General features: G+C 53.4%; 18 protein-coding genes and 1 tRNA gene. 8 read left to right on the forward strand and 11 right to left on the reverse strand.

The window, feature by feature from the left end:
• Positions 1–4: 4 nt before the first annotated feature.
• Genes DTHIO_RS08940 through DTHIO_RS08950 form a run of 3 tightly spaced genes read right to left on the reverse strand, consistent with a single transcriptional unit; the run spans position 5 to position 1,524 of the window.
• Entirely contained in the window at positions 5–955 is a 951-nt protein-coding gene (locus tag DTHIO_RS08940; protein ID WP_008869986.1) for a hydrogenase subunit MbhD domain-containing protein, read from the reverse strand.
• Positions 956–1,249 carry a cation:proton antiporter gene (locus DTHIO_RS08945; protein WP_008869987.1) on the reverse strand — a complete coding sequence of 98 codons (294 nt, stop codon included), beginning with the start codon at positions 1,247–1,249 and terminating at the stop codon, positions 956–958. It abuts the gene before it with no gap.
• Entirely contained in the window at positions 1,246–1,524 is a 279-nt protein-coding gene (locus tag DTHIO_RS08950) for an MrpF/PhaF family protein (RefSeq protein ID WP_008869988.1), read from the reverse strand. The genes DTHIO_RS08945 and DTHIO_RS08950 overlap by 4 nt, the downstream gene beginning before the upstream one ends.
• 117 nt (positions 1,525–1,641) lie before the next feature.
• Between DTHIO_RS08950 and DTHIO_RS08955 the strand changes: the two genes are divergently transcribed.
• Complete coding sequence (locus DTHIO_RS08955) at positions 1,642–1,866, forward strand: hypothetical protein (protein WP_040418226.1); 225 nt, start codon at positions 1,642–1,644, stop codon at positions 1,864–1,866.
• Between the two features lie 59 nt (positions 1,867–1,925).
• On the opposite strand, the gene amrB is transcribed toward DTHIO_RS08955, so the two are convergent.
• The 3 genes from amrB to DTHIO_RS08970 all read right to left on the reverse strand — a co-directional run bounded on the left by amrB (position 1,926) and on the right by DTHIO_RS08970 (position 6,694).
• Positions 1,926–2,726: an AmmeMemoRadiSam system protein B gene (amrB, locus tag DTHIO_RS08960; RefSeq protein WP_008869989.1), complete on the reverse strand. Its 801-nt coding sequence runs from the start codon at positions 2,724–2,726 to the stop codon at positions 1,926–1,928.
• Between the two features lie 45 nt (positions 2,727–2,771).
• On the reverse strand, positions 2,772–5,396 hold the full coding sequence (locus DTHIO_RS08965; protein ID WP_008869990.1) for a tetratricopeptide repeat protein: 2,625 nt from the start codon (positions 5,394–5,396) through the stop codon (positions 2,772–2,774).
• Between the two features lie 275 nt (positions 5,397–5,671).
• Positions 5,672–6,694 carry a sigma-54 interaction domain-containing protein gene (locus DTHIO_RS08970; RefSeq protein WP_008869991.1) on the reverse strand — a complete coding sequence of 341 codons (1,023 nt, stop codon included), beginning with the start codon at positions 6,692–6,694 and terminating at the stop codon, positions 5,672–5,674.
• Positions 6,695–6,948: 254 nt separating this feature from the next.
• On the opposite strand from DTHIO_RS08970, the gene sfsA reads away from it, so the two are divergent.
• Positions 6,949–7,662: a DNA/RNA nuclease SfsA gene (gene sfsA, locus DTHIO_RS08975; RefSeq protein ID WP_008869992.1), complete on the forward strand. Its 714-nt coding sequence runs from the start codon at positions 6,949–6,951 to the stop codon at positions 7,660–7,662.
• A 354-nt stretch (positions 7,663–8,016) separates the two neighbouring features.
• Here the strand turns inward: sfsA and DTHIO_RS08980 are convergent.
• Positions 8,017–8,103, reverse strand: a tRNA-Leu gene (locus DTHIO_RS08980).
• A 251-nt stretch (positions 8,104–8,354) separates the two neighbouring features.
• On the opposite strand from DTHIO_RS08980, the gene DTHIO_RS08985 reads away from it, so the two are divergent.
• Entirely contained in the window at positions 8,355–10,163 is a 1,809-nt protein-coding gene (locus DTHIO_RS08985) for a glycerophosphodiester phosphodiesterase family protein (protein WP_008869993.1), read from the forward strand.
• On the opposite strand, the gene DTHIO_RS08990 is transcribed toward DTHIO_RS08985, so the two are convergent.
• On the reverse strand, positions 10,160–10,804 hold the full coding sequence (locus DTHIO_RS08990) for a class I SAM-dependent methyltransferase (RefSeq protein WP_008869994.1): 645 nt from the start codon (positions 10,802–10,804) through the stop codon (positions 10,160–10,162). The two genes, DTHIO_RS08985 and DTHIO_RS08990, sit on opposite strands and share 4 nt — an antisense overlap.
• Positions 10,805–10,866: 62 nt before the next feature.
• Between DTHIO_RS08990 and DTHIO_RS08995 the strand changes: the two genes are divergently transcribed.
• From DTHIO_RS08995 to DTHIO_RS09020, 5 genes are all read left to right on the forward strand, one after another.
• Positions 10,867–11,514, forward strand: a complete 648-nt coding sequence (locus DTHIO_RS08995; RefSeq protein WP_008869995.1) for a diacylglycerol/polyprenol kinase family protein — start codon at positions 10,867–10,869, stop codon at positions 11,512–11,514.
• Positions 11,515–11,987: 473 nt separating this feature from the next.
• Positions 11,988–12,845 carry a L,D-transpeptidase family protein gene (locus DTHIO_RS09000; protein WP_161598655.1) on the forward strand — a complete coding sequence of 286 codons (858 nt, stop codon included), beginning with the start codon at positions 11,988–11,990 and terminating at the stop codon, positions 12,843–12,845.
• On the forward strand, positions 12,827–13,159 hold the full coding sequence (locus tag DTHIO_RS09005) for an Lpp/OprI family alanine-zipper lipoprotein (protein WP_008869997.1): 333 nt from the start codon (positions 12,827–12,829) through the stop codon (positions 13,157–13,159). Before DTHIO_RS09000 ends, DTHIO_RS09005 begins: the two co-directional genes overlap by 19 nt.
• A gap of 443 nt (positions 13,160–13,602) precedes the next feature.
• Positions 13,603–14,160 carry a hypothetical protein gene (locus tag DTHIO_RS09015; RefSeq protein ID WP_040418227.1) on the forward strand — a complete coding sequence of 186 codons (558 nt, stop codon included), beginning with the start codon at positions 13,603–13,605 and terminating at the stop codon, positions 14,158–14,160.
• A gap of 244 nt (positions 14,161–14,404) precedes the next feature.
• Positions 14,405–16,129, forward strand: a complete 1,725-nt coding sequence (locus DTHIO_RS09020) for a hypothetical protein (RefSeq protein ID WP_008870000.1) — start codon at positions 14,405–14,407, stop codon at positions 16,127–16,129.
• Positions 16,130–16,195: 66 nt separating this feature from the next.
• On the opposite strand, the gene metK is transcribed toward DTHIO_RS09020, so the two are convergent.
• The 3 genes from metK to DTHIO_RS09035 all read right to left on the reverse strand — a co-directional run bounded on the left by metK (position 16,196) and on the right by DTHIO_RS09035 (position 19,861).
• Entirely contained in the window at positions 16,196–17,365 is a 1,170-nt protein-coding gene (gene metK, locus DTHIO_RS09025) for a methionine adenosyltransferase (protein ID WP_008870001.1), read from the reverse strand.
• 240 nt (positions 17,366–17,605) lie between these two features.
• Positions 17,606–18,868, reverse strand: a complete 1,263-nt coding sequence (gene ahcY, locus DTHIO_RS09030) for an adenosylhomocysteinase (RefSeq protein WP_008870002.1) — start codon at positions 18,866–18,868, stop codon at positions 17,606–17,608.
• A 45-nt stretch (positions 18,869–18,913) separates the two neighbouring features.
• Complete coding sequence (locus tag DTHIO_RS09035; protein ID WP_008870003.1) at positions 18,914–19,861, reverse strand: ArsR/SmtB family transcription factor; 948 nt, start codon at positions 19,859–19,861, stop codon at positions 18,914–18,916.
• Between the last annotated feature and the right edge of the window lie 108 nt (positions 19,862–19,969).

The following is a 19,969-nucleotide window of genomic DNA, read 5'->3' on the forward strand; positions in this document are numbered from 1 at the left end:
TTTGTTATCTGACTTCTGATTTCTGCCCCCTGACTCCTGCCCCCTGACCCTTGTCCCCTGACTTCTGTCCACCAATAGTCAGGCTGGTCAGGCATACCGCAATGGACAGGGCTGCAGCATATTCTACAGCCAGGATCCAGGCCTTGGCCTGGGGGTGGGTGAGCATTGGTTCATTTCGAAACAGGGCCGCTGCCGCCAGAAGCCAGAAAAGGGCAAAGCCCAGCACCGCGCTTATGCGCCACAGGCTTACCGGCAAAGCTCCCAGGGATGGGTGCCCGGCCTGCCAGAGAAGCACTCCGCCCGCAGCCCAGACAACTCCGGCCTGAAATGCCCCTCCCGGGGCAAAAGCCCCCAGCCAGAGGAGAAAACCTCCCACCAGGAGGATAAGAGGCAAGAGGATACTTATGAGCCAGCGCCCCACCGGTTCGGCCGGGGCAGGCAGCAGGGGGGAGCGGATACTTTCTTTACGGCGTACGCACAGAAGCCCCATGACCGCTGCCAGCAATACCCCCAGTTCCAGCCAGGTATCGTAGCCCCTGAAATCCAGAAGTACAGCCGTGACCGGGTATTCCAGGCTGGTGGCCTGCATGCCTGCCTCCACCGCCCGGATCAGCCCCTGGGAGTCAGGCTCAATGTGTATGATGGACAGGGAAAGAAGACCAGCAAGAAGCAGGCAGGGCAAAAGCAGCCAGGAAAAATGCGCCCCGGTTTTGACTTTGCCCGGCTGGGCCACGGCCCGCAGGGTATCTAAAAGCAGCACCCCGGCCAGACCCGCACCCACGGCGGCCTCGGCCAGGGCGATGTCCGGAGAATTCAGCCTGGCCCAGGCCAGGGACAAAAGAAGCCCGAAGGTGATAAAGAGCACCACTGCCTGGAAGTGGCCCGGAGCGCGCATTATCCTCCAGGCGGTGGCCACCAGGGCGAAGGCCACCAGAACGTCCAGAAACAGAGCCAATTACTCCTCCTCCTGCGAGGGCATATGATAAATATAATTGCCGATGAAGTAACAGGCACTGGAACTGCCCACCAGGGCCAGAAGCCAGATGAGCCCCAGCTTGATTATTTCAGGCAGGGAGGCACTGGCAAACATAAGCCCCAGTACGATGAATCCCAGGCCCAGGTTGTCCGCTTTGGTCAGGGCATGCAGGCGGCTGTAGGTGTCCGGAAAGCGCAGGAGCCCCACAGTGCCCCCCAGAAAAAAGAAGGCCCCGGCCAGGCACAGGATAATGCTGAAAATATCGAATATCATTTTTCATCTCCTGTCTGGCTTTGCTGCGGGGCTGTTTTGCGCACAAAGGATAAAACGGCCATGATCATGAGCAGGGCAAAAAGCAGGGCTGCATTGCGGATATAGGGTGCTTCAAGGGCCTGGGCCAGGACCAGCAGTATGGCCACCCCGGTGGTGCCGAAGAGCTGCGCCGATACCATGCGGTCAGCCGGGGTCGGACCCTGAATGACCCTCCACAGTCCAGCCAGTATGTTCAAGATAAGAAAAGAGGCCAGGGCCAGGTAAAATATCTGCATCAGGCTCCTCCAGCCGGCATGTTTTGTGACAGGTCAAAGCACTGGGCTGTACAAAAATATTGACAGCAGTACACCGCACGGCCGGGGCATACTTTTTCAGGAGCATGCCCCCTGCCTTTGGACTTGGACTGGACAGTGGTCTACTCTGGTTCTTTAGTACAGGTTTTCAGGGATAGTCAACACGGGGCTGAATGTTGCCGGAGGCAGGTTTACGCAGAAGATGTTCTGAAGTCTTTCCTGAACGGATTCAAGGAGCACAGGCCGGCCCTGCCCGGGACCGGCAATGACGGGCGGCAGATGGAAGTAGACCTGGTTAACCCTGGCTATACGCTAAAGGGGTGAGAGGCAGGGTGTGAGAAATCTGGTTGCCAGCATGTTGTTCCAAAATTAGTGCTGAGGGCCTAACTCACAACCACTCCGGCATACCCCACCACCTGGGAATAATCCCCTATTGCGTCTCCTGATGTGGCATAGTCAATGAATTCAGTGCTCCTGGCCCCCATTTCCCTGACACAGGCCAGCCCCAGGGTCGTGGGCATGACTCCGCACATGGAAATTCTGTTCTGCTTTACCACCTGGTGCAGTCCCTGAGGATCCAGGTCCAGGATTCTTTCAATGGCCATGTGATCCAGCCTCCTGGCTTGTTCCTGGGGTACAAAGTGGCTCATGTCCGTACTTACCACCAGGGAAACATCCAGGGCCAGGTCCCTGATGGTCCGGGCCAGGTCCTCGCCGGCCCGCATCAGCACCTGGAGATCCGGCTCAGCTACGGATATGGGGACTATTTTACATCCTGGAACAGCCCTGGCCAGAAAAGGCAGGATCACTTCCAGGGAATGCTCCCTCAGGTGGGCCTGGTAATCAAAAGAGTAACCAGGCAGCTTGCCTATGACCGAAGCTGTATCCTCGTCTACCATGACCTCACCACCCGGAAGCCTCCAGCTTCCATCTCCCCAGACCGCTATTCTCTGTCCCTGTCCGGTGTGGTTGGGTCCAAGAAGAATGATCCTTGAGGCCAGATTGGAGCGGGCCAGCACCTTGCCCGCCACAGGCCCGGAAAAAGGATACCCGGCATGGGGTACCATGGCCAGCAGGGTTCTGGCGCTGGCCTGTTCTCCCTGCAAGTACCTGCTCAACTTTTCATCCAGGGCTGCTGCCGAACCTGGATAAAACTGTCCTGCAACAACCGGTTCTCTGTCCATAAACACCTCCATCTAATTTCTTTTCATCAATTTAACACTCACTTATTACTGCCTGAAGCGGTCCACTTCCCTGTCCAGTCTCTGGGCGTTTAAGTCCAGTTCAGCCATGCGTCCGTGCAGATCCTGGGGATAGTCCTCTGCCAGTTCCTGTAAAATCCTCTCCCAGCGCTGGTGCTCTCCATTGAGGCGATACAGGTTCGCCAGGCGGTAACGATACGCAGGCCAGTCCGGATCATCCTCTTCTATATAGTCCTCGAACTCCAGGGCCCAGCCCAGGGCCTCCCTGTGCCTGCCTGTGTATGCAGTGGCATCCATGAGAAACTCCAGGTTGGACCTGATCCTGGACACATCCGGATCATCCTGGTCCCGGAAAAGGGCAAGGGATTCCTGGGCAAATACATACGCATTTTCATACTCCTCCCTCTGAATGGAGTGTTCGGCCATGAAAAACAGGGCAAAGGCCCTTTGCCTGTCCGGCAGATCAGTTTCCACGGCAAGCTCTCTCCACAGAGGCCGGGCTTCGTCTTCCAGGCCCTGGTTCTGCTTGGCCAGGGCGGTTGCATACTTGAGCTGCAGCTCCTTGTTTTCCGGCAGGTCCCAGCCTTCCACCTGGTCCGCCAGGTCCAGTATTCGTTCCCAGTCCCTGGTATCCAGAGCAATGGTCAACATCAAAGACAGGGCAGCTATATTGTGCTCATCTATTTTGTCCATGTCCAGAAAAGGTTCAGCCAGGCGCAGGGACTCCTGCATATTTTCCATGTCCCAGTAGGCCGAGGCCAGGGCCAGAAGGGCCTCGCGATCCAGCATATCCTTATTTTCATTCAAATAATCATGCCTCTCCCAGGCATCAATTATGTCGTCGTATTCCTGATCTGGAAAATTTTCCGCCACCAGGCTCTCAAAGGCGTCCACCCCGGTCTGCAGGGCCCTTGGCCACATCTCCCGGTGAGAATACCTGTCATAAAAATCTTCCACATTATCCATGGCCTCATCATATAACCCGTTGTCCAGATTCCAGTCAGCCAGGCGCAAAAGGGCCACTGGAGCAAGAGGGCTGTCCGGAAACTCTTCGCTGATACGCTCATATAAAAGCCTGGGCCTGATGGTCTCGTCCCCGAATCTGTCTGCAAGGCGCATCTGGGCTATCAATCCTCCTTCGTCATCAGAATATTGCCTTGCAGTCTGTTCATACATCTCCCGGGCCGAATCCTCATGCCCCTGCTGATAAAGAATGTCTCCCACCCTGGCCATGGAAACGTCCACCTGGTCTCCGTCCGGAAGCAGGTTGATGTAGTGCATGAATTTTTCCCTGGCGTCCTGGTAATCTTCATTGCGGTAGAGGATATTGCCGGCAAGGACCAGGAAGTCCGGGTCATCCAGGTGATATCTCGGCCAGCGGTTGTCGATATACTCCAGCATATCCCCGGCCTGCTCATCAAGGTTCAGCTCATTGAGCACCCTGGTCAGGGCCACCGCCGCGGGCTTGACCAGGTCATCCTGGGGGTATTCCTGCACAACCTCTTCGAACTCGTCGGCTGCTTCCTCGTATCGTTCCCGGTCCTTGTAATGCTCGCCCATGTAGTAATGGGTGGCCGGTACAGCCTCATGCTCCGGAAACCTGTCCCTCAAAAGATCAAAGTATCCTCTGGCTTCGGGCTCATTACCCACCTGCAGATGGATATAGCCCATATTCAAAAGGGCTTCCGGCAGCCTGTCAGAGCCGGGATTGGCGCTTACAGCCCGTTCAAAGGGCCTTAAGACATCCTGGAAGTTGCCCGGAATATCATGGCTGTGCTCCTGGAAATTCGCCTGGGCGTATGAGTAGAGTACTTCTTCGGTATGTTCTTCCGGCAGTTGGGGATCATTTTTGAGTTCCTCAAAGATATCCGCTGCAATGGCGTACTCGGCCCCGGACATGGCCATCTGGCCGGCCGCAATCATTTCCTCGTACCTGTCCATTTCAGCAGGAGGCGGCTCCTCCTGCAGTTCCGCAGGGGTCACCCCGGGGTCATCCGGCTCCCTGTCCGGCACCTCCGGGGGATCAAACAGTTCTTCAGTCTCCTGCGGGGCTTCCACCCTGTCTGCATCGGCCTCGTGAAGGACAAGACCCGCTTCTTCCGGACCCACCCTCTGCACCTGCTGTCTCATACGGTGTCCCGGTTCCGGCTCAAGACCGGGATCATCCAGTGCATCCTCTTCAGGGGCAGGTGGTTCTTCCGGCTCCTCGGGCTGTCGGCGGGCTTCATCAGCCAGTTCGGGAAACTCCACAGGAGCTTCCCATTTATCTCCAAGGCGGTCTTCAAAGATGTCCAGGACTATCTTATTTTCTTCGGGTATGGTAAATGAAATGAAACCAAATTCTGCAGAACCGGTGTAGATCTGGATCCGGTGATCAAGAAACTGCACATTCTGGATAAGGTCCGCTGCGGAGAAATCCACTTCCTCAGGAATCCGGATGTGTTGCCGGATATCCTCCGGCAGTACAACATCTATCCTCTCTCTGGCGCTTCTGAAGGCACTGTAGTCGGGCATCTCCTCCTGGAACTCGAAGACAATCCTCTCGTGGTCCGGATGACTGCCCCAATAATATTCCATGGCCCCGGCCAGGCCGTGCATAAGGCAAAGCTGGACCAGAAACAGGAGGATAGCTGTCAGATATTTAAACTTCATATGGTGGCCGCTGCAACCAGACCCTGATAAAAAATTTACAGAACAACCCTACAGCAAAGCTTATAAAATATAATATTGTGCCTCAACCGGGGACAGTCCCGCATCTGCTTGGTTGCCAGGCAAGTTCCAGTAATTTCAGGAAATTGACCCCAGGCAGATACGGGACTGTCCCCGGAGGTTAATCACAGGTTTCGCTGTAGTGATAAACATCAACTTCATAATTCCTAATCGTCTCTCCCGCCTCAAAAGATTAACCATCATAAAGCCAGGCATTATCATTTATCTATCTGGGTGGACGATCCTGGCGCAAGATCCTTTTTTTTAAGTTTTTCAATCAGAGTGGTCCTCTTGATGCCCAGGACCTCGGCAGCCTGGTTCTTCACCCATTCAGAATTTTCCAGGGCCTCCAGAAGCAGCCTGTCCTCGATATTCTCCAGAAAATCCTTGAGATCCAGACCGCTTTCCTGCATATCTTTCAGGCTGGGCCACTTAAAACCATCCCCTTGGTCCGGCCTGAACTCCGGTTCTATTCCCCCGGCCTGGAGCACTTTCTCCGGCAGATCTGCAGGCTTTATTTCATTGTTGTCACACAGAATACTCATGCGCTCCATGAAATTTTCCAGTTCCCGCACATTGCCCGGCCAGGGATAGTTGAGCAGCAGATCCCTTGCCCCGGAGGAAATGCCCAGGGGCTTGCTTCCGCGGCTGTATTTGTCCAGAAAGTGTTCAGCCAGAAGCAGGACATCGTCGCCCCGCCTGCGCAGGGGAGGCAGTTCTATGGGAATCACGTTCAAACGGTAGAACAGGTCCTCTCGAAAACACCCGGATTTTACCTCTTCCTCCAGATTCCTGTTGGTGGCGGCTATCACACGAACGTCAGCCTTGATGCTTTTGGAACCGCCTACCCTTTCAAACTCCTTTTCCTGCAGAAAACGCAATATCTTGACCTGCAGGCTCATATCCAGTTCGCCTATTTCGTCCAGGAAAAGAGTCCCGCCTTCTGCCATTTCAAAACGTCCCGCCCTTGAGCGCACTGCATGCGTGAATGCCCCCTTTTCATGCCCGAAAAGCTCGGACTCCAGAAGCTCCTTGGGAATAGCCCCGCAATTAACCGGAACCATGGGTTTATCCCGGCGCTGACTATTCCTGTGCAGGGCGCGTACCAATAACTCCTTGCCTGTGCCCGACTCCCCGGCAACCAGAACCGTTGTCTCAGTAGGCGCAACCTTGGCCAGCATATTAAACACATCCCTCAACACCCTGCTCTTCCCGATAATATCTGAAGTATCAACGCTCATGGCAACCCTCGCGATTCTATTTTTACCCTGTACTGTCAAAACTATGACGGAAAGTCAATACATATTGGCATGGAAATTAAAAAACTGTATTTTTTAGAGCTTCCTGCCTACAATGGATAAACGCGGTCGGCACAGGCAGTCCGGCCGGCTTGAATCCAACGTCTGGATGCTTTTTTGTTTCCTGTACGCCGTATCCCGGCTACCAAAGGCGTCAGTTCAGCCAGGAAATCCAGACCGCAAAGATGAGCAGTTCCATGCAGAGAAGTAAGCATAATACCGTTTTTCTTGACACGAGTTGTGTGCAGGCGGTTTTTCAATCCAGGGAAAAACGCTTCACCGTCCATGGACTTATAAACGGCGCTGCTGTTGCCGCACACACCAACAACTCCGGTTCCATGATGGGCCTTTTGCGGCCGGGCCGGGATATCCTGCTCTCCCCTGCAGCAAATCCGGCCCGCAAGCTGCCCTACACGCTGGAAATGGTGCACACTGGCCAATTCTGGGTGGGGGTCAATACACACACTCCCAACCGTATGCTCAGGCTGGCCTGGCAGAACAGCCTGATCCCTGAACTCAAGGGCTTTGAACATTTCCGCTCCGAAGCCGTGATCGGGGACAGCCGTCTGGATGCAGTCCTGCACGGAACCGGTGGGCGACTGTGGATTGAAGCCAAGAATGTGACTCTCATGGAGGAAGAAAAGGCATATTTTCCGGATGCGGTGAGCAAGAGAGCATCAAAGCACATGCAGGAGCTTATGCTCATGGCTGAGGCGGGTTATCAGACAGCCTGTTTTTACTTAGTGCAAAGGCCCGATTGCCGCTGCTTCGGCCCGGCCGACTTTATCGACCCGGAGTTTGCGGATGTTTTTAGACAGGCAGTCCGGCAGGGCCTTATGGTCCTGGCCTACGATACAATAATCGACCCGGAGGGAATCACCCTCTACAGGCCATTGCCTCTGAAATTTTGATGTGATTTTTTTACTGATTTGGTTCTAATTCTAGATTGCTATCAAAATGATTTTAATCAGCGTAGATCAGTTTACCCCGTGAAATCTCTTATTATTTCACTGGGGCGAGATCAGCGGCTAACATCTTTCTTCTTCATGCAACTGATAACATCAAAGGCAAAGAATCTTGGCCGCTGATTGCGCAGATCTCCGCAGATAAGAAAAGCATTGCCAAAGGGTTTGTAGTGATAAACATTAAGATCATCTTGAGTACAAATTGTAATAAGCAGCTTTCGATTTGAAACCAGCCAGACAGGAAAAGGGCACAAAAAAAGCTTCGATCAATAAGAATCGAAGCCTTGATTATTATAAGGATGGTGCCGAGGGGGAGACTCGAACTCCCACGGGGTGTTCCCCACTAGACCCTGAACCTAGCGTGTCTACCAATTCCACCACCTCGGCATGTCTTTTTGAAATATAATTTATTCCCCCTCCTTTGACAACCCCCTTTTTCATGGAATTTTTCAAAAGAAGTAAAAAGCAGGGCCGGCCGCATCTTGACTGCCGTTTTAAAAGATTTCACCATGCAGACAGGCTGGATTAGTTTTCATCCGGAAACGGTTCTTTTCCCTAAAGAAAACAAACAGCTTCAACATCCGGAAAGAAAGACTTTCCGGATGGAAGCAAATTAAAGCATAAAGGAGCTGTCCCGCTTGCAGATAAAAAAACAGGCCTCGAACATCATATCAGACCTTGGGCGCTGCTTCCGGCCCCTTTTTATATATCACATTTTTTTCAGCATTCTGGCTGTCATGCTGCTGGCACCCGCCTCGGCCTGGATCACTACCAAAGTCCTGACAACCACCGGCCACCCCATGATCAGCCACCAGGAGATGCTGGATTTTTTCCTGTCCCCTGCAGGACTGGCCTGGGTGCTGGCCGGGGGCACTCTGACAGTGCTTATAGTCTTCATACACCATGCCGGGATGATCTACATCTCCTCCAGGTCCTGCAGCGGTCGCTACCGCCTGGCATCCTCGGCCCTTGTCCGGGTGGGGCGCAATCTGCCCTCACTATTGGCCCTGGCACTCATCCAGGTGGCGGCACACCTGCTCATTGCGGCCCCATTCATAATCGTCATGGGCCTGGCCTGGCTCATTTTGCTGGGGGACTATGACCCGTACTTCCTTATCTCCCAGAAGCCGCCCATTTTCTGGATATATTGCGCTGTATGTACTCCAGTAGCCCTTGGCATGCTTGTCTGCAACGGCATTCTTTATCTTCGCTGGTTCATGGCCCTGCCAATAGTTCTGCTGGAAGGAGCCGGCCCCTGGAATGCCTTGCGGCGAAGCTCCGGACTGGCCAGGGGCTGGATCAAACCTGTGGCGGTTCTTGTGCTTGGCCTGGCCCTTTTGATTTTGACCCTGCCAGGCATTATAGCTGTCCTTTTTGATACTCTGGGCGGGCTCTTCCTGGGGCTTCTGCCGGAAAATTTCACTGTTCTGGTGCCTGCAGTACTCTTTTTCACCAGCTTTTACATCGTCCTGGCCGTAATGCTCAGTTTTGCCGGCACAGCGGCCAACAGCCTGCTCGTATTCAACGTCTACAAAGATACAACCGGTTTTGAACCTTTCCGGGAAAGCGTCTTTGCTCCGAGACGAAGCAGAATACTGGCCTGGAGCGCTGAACTCGTCCTCCTGGTATTTGCACTGGTCCAGGCCGGCTTCATAGTGCACTCTTTTTTCGATTTCCAGGACCACGTCTACATAAGCGCCCACAGGGGCAGCTCCATGCTGGCCCCGGAAAACACCATCCCGGCCATTGAAAGGGCAATTGTGGACGGTGCGGATTATGTGGAAATTGATGTCCGCCTTACTGCTGACAAAGTGCCCGTACTTCTGCACGACCGTGATTTACGCCGGGTGGCGGGCAAACCGGTCCCTATCTGGGAGCTGGACCTCAAAGAAGTACAGCGCCTGGACGCCGGCTCCTGGTTTCATCCCAGGTTTGCAGGGGTGGGCATCCCCACCCTGGAGGAAGTCATCGAGGTAGTGGGGGACCGGGCCAGAATCTACCTGGAAATAAAGCCCAGCCGGCACACCCCGGATCTGACCCGTATCGTGGTGGAGCTTTTGCAGGAAAAGGACTACGTAGACCAGGTCCTTCTGGGGGCAATGGATCCCGAGGTCCTGAAAGAAGCCAGAAATCTCGAGCCTGAGCTTAGAACTTCCCTTTTTGTACATACAGCCATTGGCGAGCCGGATCGCAGCCTCCTGGACGCCCTGGGTCTGCGCGCGGCCATTACCACGGTGGAGGATATCCAGAGGGCCCACCGGCACGGCCATGAACTGCACGTCTGGACAGTGAACGACAGGCGGGAGATGTCCAGGTTCATAGACATGGGCGTGGACAATATCATTACCGACCGACCAGAGGTCCTGGCCGAACTGCTCCGGGAGCGGGCAGAACTGTCCAATGCCGAACTTCTTCTGGTGAAGCTGCGCCACTGGCTCAGGGACTAAAACCGGTTTTTTTGCATCAGGACCACGTTGGGGACAGGTATCTCGCAGCTCCAGCCGAACATCCCGGCCAGGAGGTGAAATGTCTGCGGCTGGTAAAAGACCACATGGGTGGGGTCCCGGCGGTAATGCCACTGCCCGAAATCATGTCCGGGCAGAAAAAAACAGGTCATGATCCCCAGCCATCCGCCGGGGCAGAGCATTTTATCCAGGCGGACAAATTCCTCATAAGGGCGGTGAAAATGCTCGACCACCTCGCTGCAGGTGATAAAGCTGTATTTCTGCTCCAGGACTATTTTGTCCGGGTAAAAAAATGGGTCGTAAAGCTCCACGCGGTGCCCGGCTTTTTTGAGTATCACGGACAGGGCCGGTCCGGGGCCGCACCCGTAGTCCAGACCAAGGCTCCGGCCGGGAATCTTCTGCAGCAGGGGACTTGCCAGCCTGTTCAAAAAATTCCTGTAACCGGCATCGACCGGGTAATTGTTGTGCTCCTGGTAGCGCTTTAATTCCTCGTGCGCATCCGGCAGCTTTTTTTCATCAAGCAGGACCGCCTGACAACTGGAACAGCTCCAGTATACAAGATCTTCCTGCCGATAAAAAAAGTCCAGTTCTTTTCCAAGGCAGACCCGGCAATGAGTACCCATTTGACTTTGCTCCCCGTTTCTGTGACCAGTACCTGAAATTGCTACCAGGAAAATATACACATATGCCTGACCCACAAAAACACGACATGCACGGCCGGCATGACTCAGGATTTCTACCCTTAAGGCGCGAACTGATGCGCAAGTCCCTGCATGTTCTGGCACTTGTAATTCCGGCCGCCATGCTCCTGCTGGGCAAGCCGCCTTCTATAGTGATATTCGGAGGCCTTGCTTTTCTGGGTATTGTACTTGATATAATCAGGGCCGGCAAAGCCCCCTTGAACTACTGGATTGTGAATTTTTTCGGCTCTCTTATGCGCCCCAGGGAAAAAGAACTGCCGCAGGGCAGGGTGGTTGTCAACGGTGCAACCTGGGCCATGCTCTCGGCCTTTCTTCTGGTCCTCTTTTTTCCCGTACAGGTGGCGGCATTCGCCTTTACCATATTCATGCTGGGAGACGCTGCCGCCGCCCTGGCCGGACGCCGTATGGGCCGCATCCGCCTGGGCAAAAGCCCCAAGACTCTGGAAGGATCCCTGGCCTTTCTGGCGACCGCCCTGCTCATCTCACTGGTGTTTCCGGGAATATACTTCTGGCATGGCGCAGCTTCTTCCCTGGCCGCCTGCATTGCTGAAGCCGCACCACTTCCCCTGGACGACAACCTGCGGGTCCCCCTGGTTGCGGCCCTGACAATGCTGGCTGTACAGCATTTGTAAACAACACCCCGCTCTGTAATCACCTGGTCCGCCGGTATCTGTTCAGCGCTTTTAAGTAAAGCAGGGTATCAGGCATCCCCGTACTTATTTTTCTCAAGGATGATTGACATGTTAAAAAATAAATGCACGGAGATCAACTTCCCATGCCAACAACCAAAGCAAAAAAGATACATCCGCCGAAATTTTAACCAGGAAACTTCTCCTGTTCAAGCTTGCATTTGAAAGCTCATTAAGGTTATAATTATTTCAAAGCTGAATTTTTCACAGAGCTTTCTATGACTTTGGGGCTTTATTTTCTGCAATATTTAATATGCACGGCGTCAGCAATGAAAATTTTCTTGTGGCTGATGATCTTGCTTGTAGCGGGGTCAGGCTTTAATATTAACCAGGATGGTGTGTATGGCGCTGCGTATCCATACAGACCGCTGGATCAATCCGGCGGGCAATCCAGTCTTTCCCCTGTAATAGGGTTCATGCAGTCTCACAGAATAGAACAGGGAGAAACTCTGCTGGATATTGCCAGAAAATACGGCCTGGGTTATAATGAAATTTCCCTGAAGCATCCAGAACTGGATCCCTGGGTGCCGGAGGAAGGCCTGAAAATCGATATTCCCACCACATGGATTCTTCCTCCCACCAGGCATGGGGAAATCGTGATCAACCTTCCAGAAATGCGCCTATACCGGTTTTACAGGGATATCGACATGGTCAGAACTTACCCGGTGGGCATAGGCCGGGATGGATTTGAGACTCCGCCCGGGGATGCCAGGGTACAAAAACGAGTTGAAGACCCCTCCTGGACAGTGCCGCCTTCTGCCAGGGAGGGCTTTAGCAGAGTGGTGGTTCCGCCGGGACCGGACAACCCCCTGGGTGGGTACTGGATAGGACTTTCCAGGGACAGCCTGGGCATCCACGGGACCAACTTTCCCTGGGGGGTGGGACGAAAGGTCAGCCGGGGATGCATCCGATTGTATCCGGAACATATCCAGCAGTTTTTTTACGATGTTGAGGCTGGGGCAAAGGTGGAGATCATTTATGAACCGGTCAAGTTGGGCCTTAGAGGAGGTGATATCTTTCTGGAGGTGCACCCCGATGTATACGGCAAAATAGCGGATATGCATTCCCATGTCTGGGATCTGCTTCAGGCCAGCGGACTCGCCCCCTGGGTGGATCTGAGCGAGGCGGGACGGGTGCTCGAGGAAAAAAAGGGGGTGCCTGCAGTTGTTACCAACAGCGATATGCCGGGCTTTATTCCTGGTGATGAATGGTGTTTAATACTTTCTTCAACAATACAGATAAAAGGAGGTTGTATATGTTCAGAAAATTTTTGATCCCGCTTTTTTGTATGCTTTGTCTCGTTGGTCTGACCTTTATGGGCGGTTGCGCAACCAAGAGTCAGCTGGAAGAAGTCAGGACACAGGCCGAGCAGGCCGAAACCAGGGCGGATGAGGCTCACACCCGGGCGGACGAAGCCTGGAACAAGGCTGATGAGGCAGAGGTGAAAGCCGGAGAGGCTGTTGGAATTGCCGAGGAGTGCTGCAAGGACCTTGATGCCATGCTCCAGGAAGTAAAGGACGCGGCGGAAAGGGCTGAACAGGCAGCTGAAAAATCCGAGAGGATTTTTGACAAGATGCTGCAAAAATAAACCGGAACACCTGCCGGCATCTCCTGGGTGCCGGCAGGTTGCTGAGACCATGTTCTCAACCTGCCTCACATTTGACAATCCCGGCCCGGGTTATTTCCTGCCCGTTGAGTAAGCATGCTTACAAACAGACATTATCACTACAGCGAAACTTATGACTTTAGACAGGTTGAAAAATTTTATAAGTTTCGCTGTAGTGTTATGCTGCAGCATGAAATAAGCAGTACAATTAATGTTGACATTGTAAATCATACAGCATAATTATAAAATAAAAAATGGTTTGAAAGTGTAGGTGACAAAATAATTTTTCAAGCCCGGGTCATCCATGGAACACTTCGTTTTTTTAAGGCAGGGCATCCAGGACAGAACACTTTTACTTATGAAAGCCTTGCTGCTACACCCCCTTAAAATGAACCGGGGCTTGCCGTCTTGCTTGTGCATGGACAATGTCCTGGCCTCAGGAAATGGAAAAACTTGATGCTGCAGCGGGGGATAAGCCTGCCGGGAGCTGGTCCGGTCAAGCCATGCACGGGACAGACGGCAGCAGAATCAAAGAGTTATTAAGTCAAGTCAAAATGCCGAATCCCATTTTTCAACTTTTTGCAGGTGCATCATGGGAGGGGATGCCGGAGCTTGTGCCGTTTGAAGATTCTGACCGCTGGAAACGGCTGAAAAACCACGTTGTTACATACCTGGAAAGAAACCTTGAGGAACTGACGAGCCTTGAAGACCTTTCCACGTTTCATGCCTTTGAAAAATTATCAGCGTTTAGATCCTCCAATCTGCTCAATTTTTCTGAACCTGTCCCCGATGCATACACATGCGTGGATACTTCCAGGAGATACTGCGAAAATCCCGGGGGTTCCTGTCAGAGATTCTTCCTGAAGTCTTACTGCAAAAAACATCACCGTCCGGAGCATAAAACCCCTGGAACACCCTGTCTGCACGGATATTTTACAGCTGCTGACAGGTTGGACATCATAACCCGGCGCACAGACTTGTAAATCATGGTCACTGGCGGGGCTTATTATAGGCTTAAACCATTCAGGTTAAATGGCCGGGCTTGTTTTCCAGCGCAAGCAAGTGCACGGCGCTGGATGGACCCGATGAAACCCTCCCGGTCATTTCCGGGCTGGAGAATAAAGCAGCAAATTCTTTAATTTTACTGGCCCATTAAATCTCAGTACGGTTACAGGCGGATCTGCTGAGTGCCTGGCCAGGCGCCTCTCAGGGCAAAGGGACTTATTGATGCAAAAATGGTACGACTACTTCCTTGAAGCCGATGCCTACGACTGGTCCGACCAGAAGATCCCTGTGCCCAGGTTCAGACTGAACAGCCTGCTTAGTCTGAAAAAATACCTGGACCTGATACATATCCGCCAGTGCCTTATCCGGCCCTTCCTGAAAACTGATAATTATCCCCTGGTGGAAGCCAGGGAACTTCTTCCCTCCTTCGAGTCGGACCTCTACGAGTATGAAGACCTGCCGGGATTCAGCCTGGTGGCCCTGGCCCGCCCCCTGGAATACTTCAACGAAATATTTCAGTTCGACATCCTGCACAGCAGGTGGGCAAAAATCATCACCACCCATGGCGAGGCCTGTCCTGTGCCGGACACCATCAGCCATACCAATGTCTCCACATTTCAGAGCCGTCTTCCCAAAAATATCCAGGAGCGCTTCAAGGACGAACTGGGCGGAACTGATATTGCCGAACTGTACAATTATCCCCGGGTGCTGAATTTTATCCTGAACATGGACCGGGGGCACGTAATGAGCATGGACACCAGAAACGAATTTTATCTTTCGGGGGTCTATGCGTCTTTCCCGTCCTACCTGGACCCTGAACTCAAACGCTTCGGTCTGCAGATCAAGAAGTTCAAGCCCAACGACAACCTGCGTTACGAACTGAACCGCAATTTTGTCTACCAGTTTCTTATGGAGCTTTACGGCTACCCGGTGGTGTCCGAACGCAGGACTTCGGCAGCCCTGTTTTCCAGGCGGCTGTTCAAGATGGGTGAGAGGTTTCTCATACGGGCCCTGGGTCAGACCGACCGTACCATTACCACTCTTTATAATACAGGGGACTGCAAATTCTATCCAGCCCTGGAAAAGGTGGCCCTGGCCAGGGTGGAAACCAAAAAAAAGGATGTCTTGAAATTTCTCAAGGAAAACGGATACTTTCTGGACGAGGAGAAAAAGGCGGTCATTTTGAGGGTCAGGTACAAGCAGCACCAGTATGATCCGGACAATATCCGGGAGGAAAGGGCCCTGTCCGTGCTCAGGCAGGAGGTGATCCATCCCCGCACCGGTGAAGTCTGTTCTCAACTGAATATCATAAAAGACACCTTTTTCATGACCTTGAAACTAAACGATATAGTCAAGGGTGAGTTTTCCGGCAGAATCAAATACAAGCGCGAGATCATTGAAAACACCGACACTCACGAAAAAAGGCTCAAGTTTTTGTACGCCTGGCTCAGCAAGCACCAGCGAAGGATCATCGGATATTCCGACGAATTTTATGCCGGAGTGACCAAAGTCCTGGACAACTATCTGCTGAACCCTGAGCTTTTCGAGGATTTTCAGGCCCTGAACGACCTGTACCAGGAGGTATGGCAGAAATACAGCTACATCAGGCAGGCCAGAAAAATACGCATCCTGCAGGATATTCTTGAAAGAAGGTATGAGGACAAAAAAATCAATTACCTGCAGATGCTGGAGCACAGCAACAGCGTGCTGGAAGAACTGAAATTCGAGACGGGAAACTATTTCCCGGACATCATTACCCGGGCCATAGCCACAGTGGAAAAGATAGCCAATGACCGCTATCTGCTGCGCAATTACGTGAACAGGGAGGAAAACAGTCTTACCCAGTATGGGCAGGAGGTAAGGGAAAGATACTTCCGCATGAACTTTCTTCTCAATGAACTCAAAACCATCCGCAGGGTCAAACGCGAGCCGATTTCCTACAATTAGTTTTCATCCGCAAAATGAATAAAAATCCCCCGGCACAGCCATGGCTGTGCCGGGGGAACGTGAATTCTACAACTTGCAGGCGGTTTTGAGATCCGCTGCCGCATCTGTTTTTTCCCAGGTGAATTCCGGCTTTTCCCGGCCGAAATGACCATAGTTGGTGGTCATCTGGTAGATGGGACGCTTAAGGTCCAGTCGCTTGCTGATGAAGTAGGGGCGCAGGTCGAATACCTCGCGCACCGCCTTTGTCAGGGTCTCGTCATCCACCTGCCCGGTGCCCATGGAGGTGGCCAGTACCGAGACAGGCTCGGCCAGGCCGATGCAGTAGGCTATCTGCACCTGGCAGCGCTCGGCCAGGCCGGCGGCCACCACATTCTTGGCCACGTAGCGGGCCATGTAGGCCCCGGAACGGTCCACCTTGGAAGGATCCTTGCCCGAAAAAGCTCCCCCGCCGTGTGCGGCCATGCCGCCGTAGGTGTCGTTTATTATCTTGCGTCCGCAAAGGCCGCAGTCCCCCATGGGACCTCCCACCACGAAGCGCCCGGTGGTATTGATGTATATCTTGGTCTTCTCATCCATAAGCTCCGGGGGCAGGGTGTGAAAAATCACTTCCTTCTTGATGGCATCGGACAGGTCCTGGTAGGCGATGTTGGGGTCATGCTGGGCTGAGACCACCACGTTGTCGATGCGCTTGGGCCTGCCGTTTTCATACTCCAGGCCCACCTGGGTCTTGCCGTCGGGACGCAGAAAGTCCAGGACTTTTTTCTTGCGCACAAAGGCCAGCCTGCGGCTCAGTTTGTGAGCGTAGTGAATGGGCGCAGGCATGAGAGCGTCGGTTTCGGTGCAGGCATAGCCAAACATCATGCCCTGGTCTCCCGCCCCCTGCTCCTCGGGGGATTTTCTCTCCACGCCCTGGGCGATGTCCGGGGACTGCTTGTCTATGGATGAGATAACCGCGCAGGTCTCCCAGTCAAAACCCATGTCCGAGCTGTTGTAGCCGATGTCCTTGACCGTCTCCCGGACAATGCCTGGCAGATCGGCGTAGCCCTGGGAGGTGATCTCCCCGGCGATGAAGACCATGCCGGTGGTGACCAGGGTCTCGCAGGCCACCCTGGATTCGGAGTCATTCTCCAGAAGGGCGTCCAGGACCGCATCCGATATATAGTCGGATACCTTGTCCGGATGTCCCTCGGATACTGACTCCGAGGTGAAAAAATACTTGCCTTGTGATCCTATCATGGCATCTTCTCCTTGCTGTTAAAAACTTATTCGAGGTATCTGTTCAGTGTTTTTGCATGCGGCCGGGGGACTGTCTTCCTTTAGCGACTCAAGCGAACTTGTCACTCAACTTGAGCTGCCGGTCCTGCCAAACTCGGCCTGCGGCCCAGAGGGGCCTGCGCCCCGAGGACTAAACCACTCGCTCAAGTCAAGTGCTGGACGAGGTCCCCTGACCTCTGATCTCTGACTTCCGACCTCTGCTTACGTGCCTTCTTCCCAGGAATCCAGGTAGTCTTTCTGTTCCTGAGTCAATTCATCAATCTCAATGCCCATGGCAGTAAGCTGCAGCCCGGAAATGTCGTCATCGAGCTCCACCGGCAGCTGCAGTACCTTGTTTTCCATTTTGCCCCTGTTCTGTACACCGTATTCGCAGGCCAGGGCCTGTCCGCAGAAGGAGGTGGACATTACTTCGCTGGGATGGCCTTCGGCAGCAGCAAGGTTGACCAGACGGCCTTCACCCAGAACAAAGATCTTTTTGCCGCCAACGATATACTCATCCATGGAGGTACGCACCTCTCTTTTGGACTCGGCTCCCTTTTCCAGTGCCGGAATATCGATTTCGTTGTCGAAATGTCCGGAATTGCAAAGGATGGAACCGTTTTTCATATTCTTTACATGCTCCATGCGGATGACATGCTTGTTGCCGGTGACTGTGCAGTAGATATCTCCAATCTTGGCTGCATCCTCCATCCTCATTACCTTGTAACCGTCGTAAGCAGCCTGCAGGGCGCAGAACTGATCCACTTCCGTGACGATGACGTTGGCTCCCATGGCCTGGGCTCTTTTGGCCACGCCCTTGCCGCAGCTGCCATAGCCGGCAACCACGAAGTTCTTGCCTGCCAGCAGTACGTTGGTGGCCCGCAGGATTCCGTCCACAGTGGACTGGCCTGTGCCGTAGTAATTGTCCACCAGGTGCTTGGTCATGTTGTCATTGACCGCAATCATGGGATACTTCAGGGCGTTGTCCTTTTCCATGGCCTTGAGCCGGATAATGCCGGTAGTGGTTTCTTCGCAGCCGCAGATGATATCCGGGATCAGATGGGCATGGTTCTTATGTATTTCGGAAACCAGGTCGCAGCCGTCATCAATGGTGATATGCGGCTTGAACTCGATAATCTTGTTGATATAGCGGTAATAGTCTTCCTTGGTTTCGCCCTTGTAGGCCCAGACCTTGACCCCTTCATCAGCCAGGGCAGCAGCCACGTCATCCTGGGTGGACAAGGGGTTGCAGCCGGTGATGGCCACATCTGCGCCGCCGGCGATGAGGGTGCGCACCAGAATGGCGGTTTCCTTGGTCACGTGCAGGGCCAGTCCTATGCGGATATCTTTCAGGGGCTTTTCCTTGGCAAAGCGCTCCCTGACCTTGAGCAGGGCTCCCATGTTGAGTTCGGCAAGTTCCAGGTTCTTATGGCCCTGGGATGCCAGAGACATGTCTTTGACTTCGTAATGATTTCCTTTGTCCATTTTTGTTTTCTCCTTGTTTAGGTTTGGTGTTATGTAATTTTTTGTTTACCCTGTAAAAACTTCTTTCCCGGAAGGACCTTGCGGCTTGACAGCCAGGCATACATTAACGCCTAGTCCCTGCTGCACCCAGTGCTGTTCCAGCTGCAGAAGGTCCAGCCCGGCCTGCTGCAGCCACTGCCTGAGCTGCTCCCTGTCGAAGCCTGCCCAGACCCCGCCATACCTGTAGCGGATCTCTTCTTGGTCGTGCCGGTCAAAGTCGGCCATGATAAACCGCCCTCCCGGTTCCAGGACCCTGCTGACCTCTTTTATCCCTTCTAAGGGAACTGCTACATGACGCAGGACCATCTCCATGACCACCAGGTCGGTTTCTCCGTTTCTGATAGGCAGGTGCTCCAGTTCCCCCAGCCGCAGGTCTGCATTTACCCCTGACCCGGAAAGCCTTTGCCTGGACTTTTCCAGCATTCCGGCGGAACTGTCTACTCCAATGACCCGCTGGGCATGCCTGCCCAGCTCCAAAAGCATTTCCCCGGTGCCGCACCCGAGATCCGCTGCCGTATTTGCTCCCTGGGCCTCCCGGGCTACGATGCGCTTTAAGCTGAAGTCCCCGAGCACTTCCTGCTTTAAAAGATCCCAGTCATCCACAAGGCTGTTGAAAAAAGTCTTGACCCTGTGCTTGCGCTCATCCAGCAGTTCCTGAGTCTTTTCCAGGTCAGCAGCAAAATCCTGCCGTGATCCGCCGGCCTGAATTATAAAGTCAGTGAGATGAGCAAGATCCGCACCCCCGGCCCTTGTGTAATATATGTAGCTGCCGTCTCGCCTGGACTGCAGAAGCCCGGAGTCCGCCAGGATCTTCAGGTGCCTGGAAATGCGGGACTGACCCATGTCCATGATGCGAACCAGCTCGTTCACATTCAGCTCATGGTGCAGCAGCAGGTGCAGCAGACGCAGCCTGGTTTCATCGCCCAGGGATTTAAACAGTCTAACGATATCCAACTTATTTCCATATAAAGATATTTTGATATGTGCGTTGCGAGATAACTAAGTGAATACGGCAACCCCTGTCAAGGATAATTTTCAAAAAAATATCGATTTTCATCCAAC

This window comes from Desulfonatronospira thiodismutans ASO3-1, assembly GCF_000174435.1.
GTDB lineage: Bacteria > Desulfobacterota > Desulfovibrionia > Desulfovibrionales > Desulfonatronovibrionaceae > Desulfonatronospira > Desulfonatronospira thiodismutans.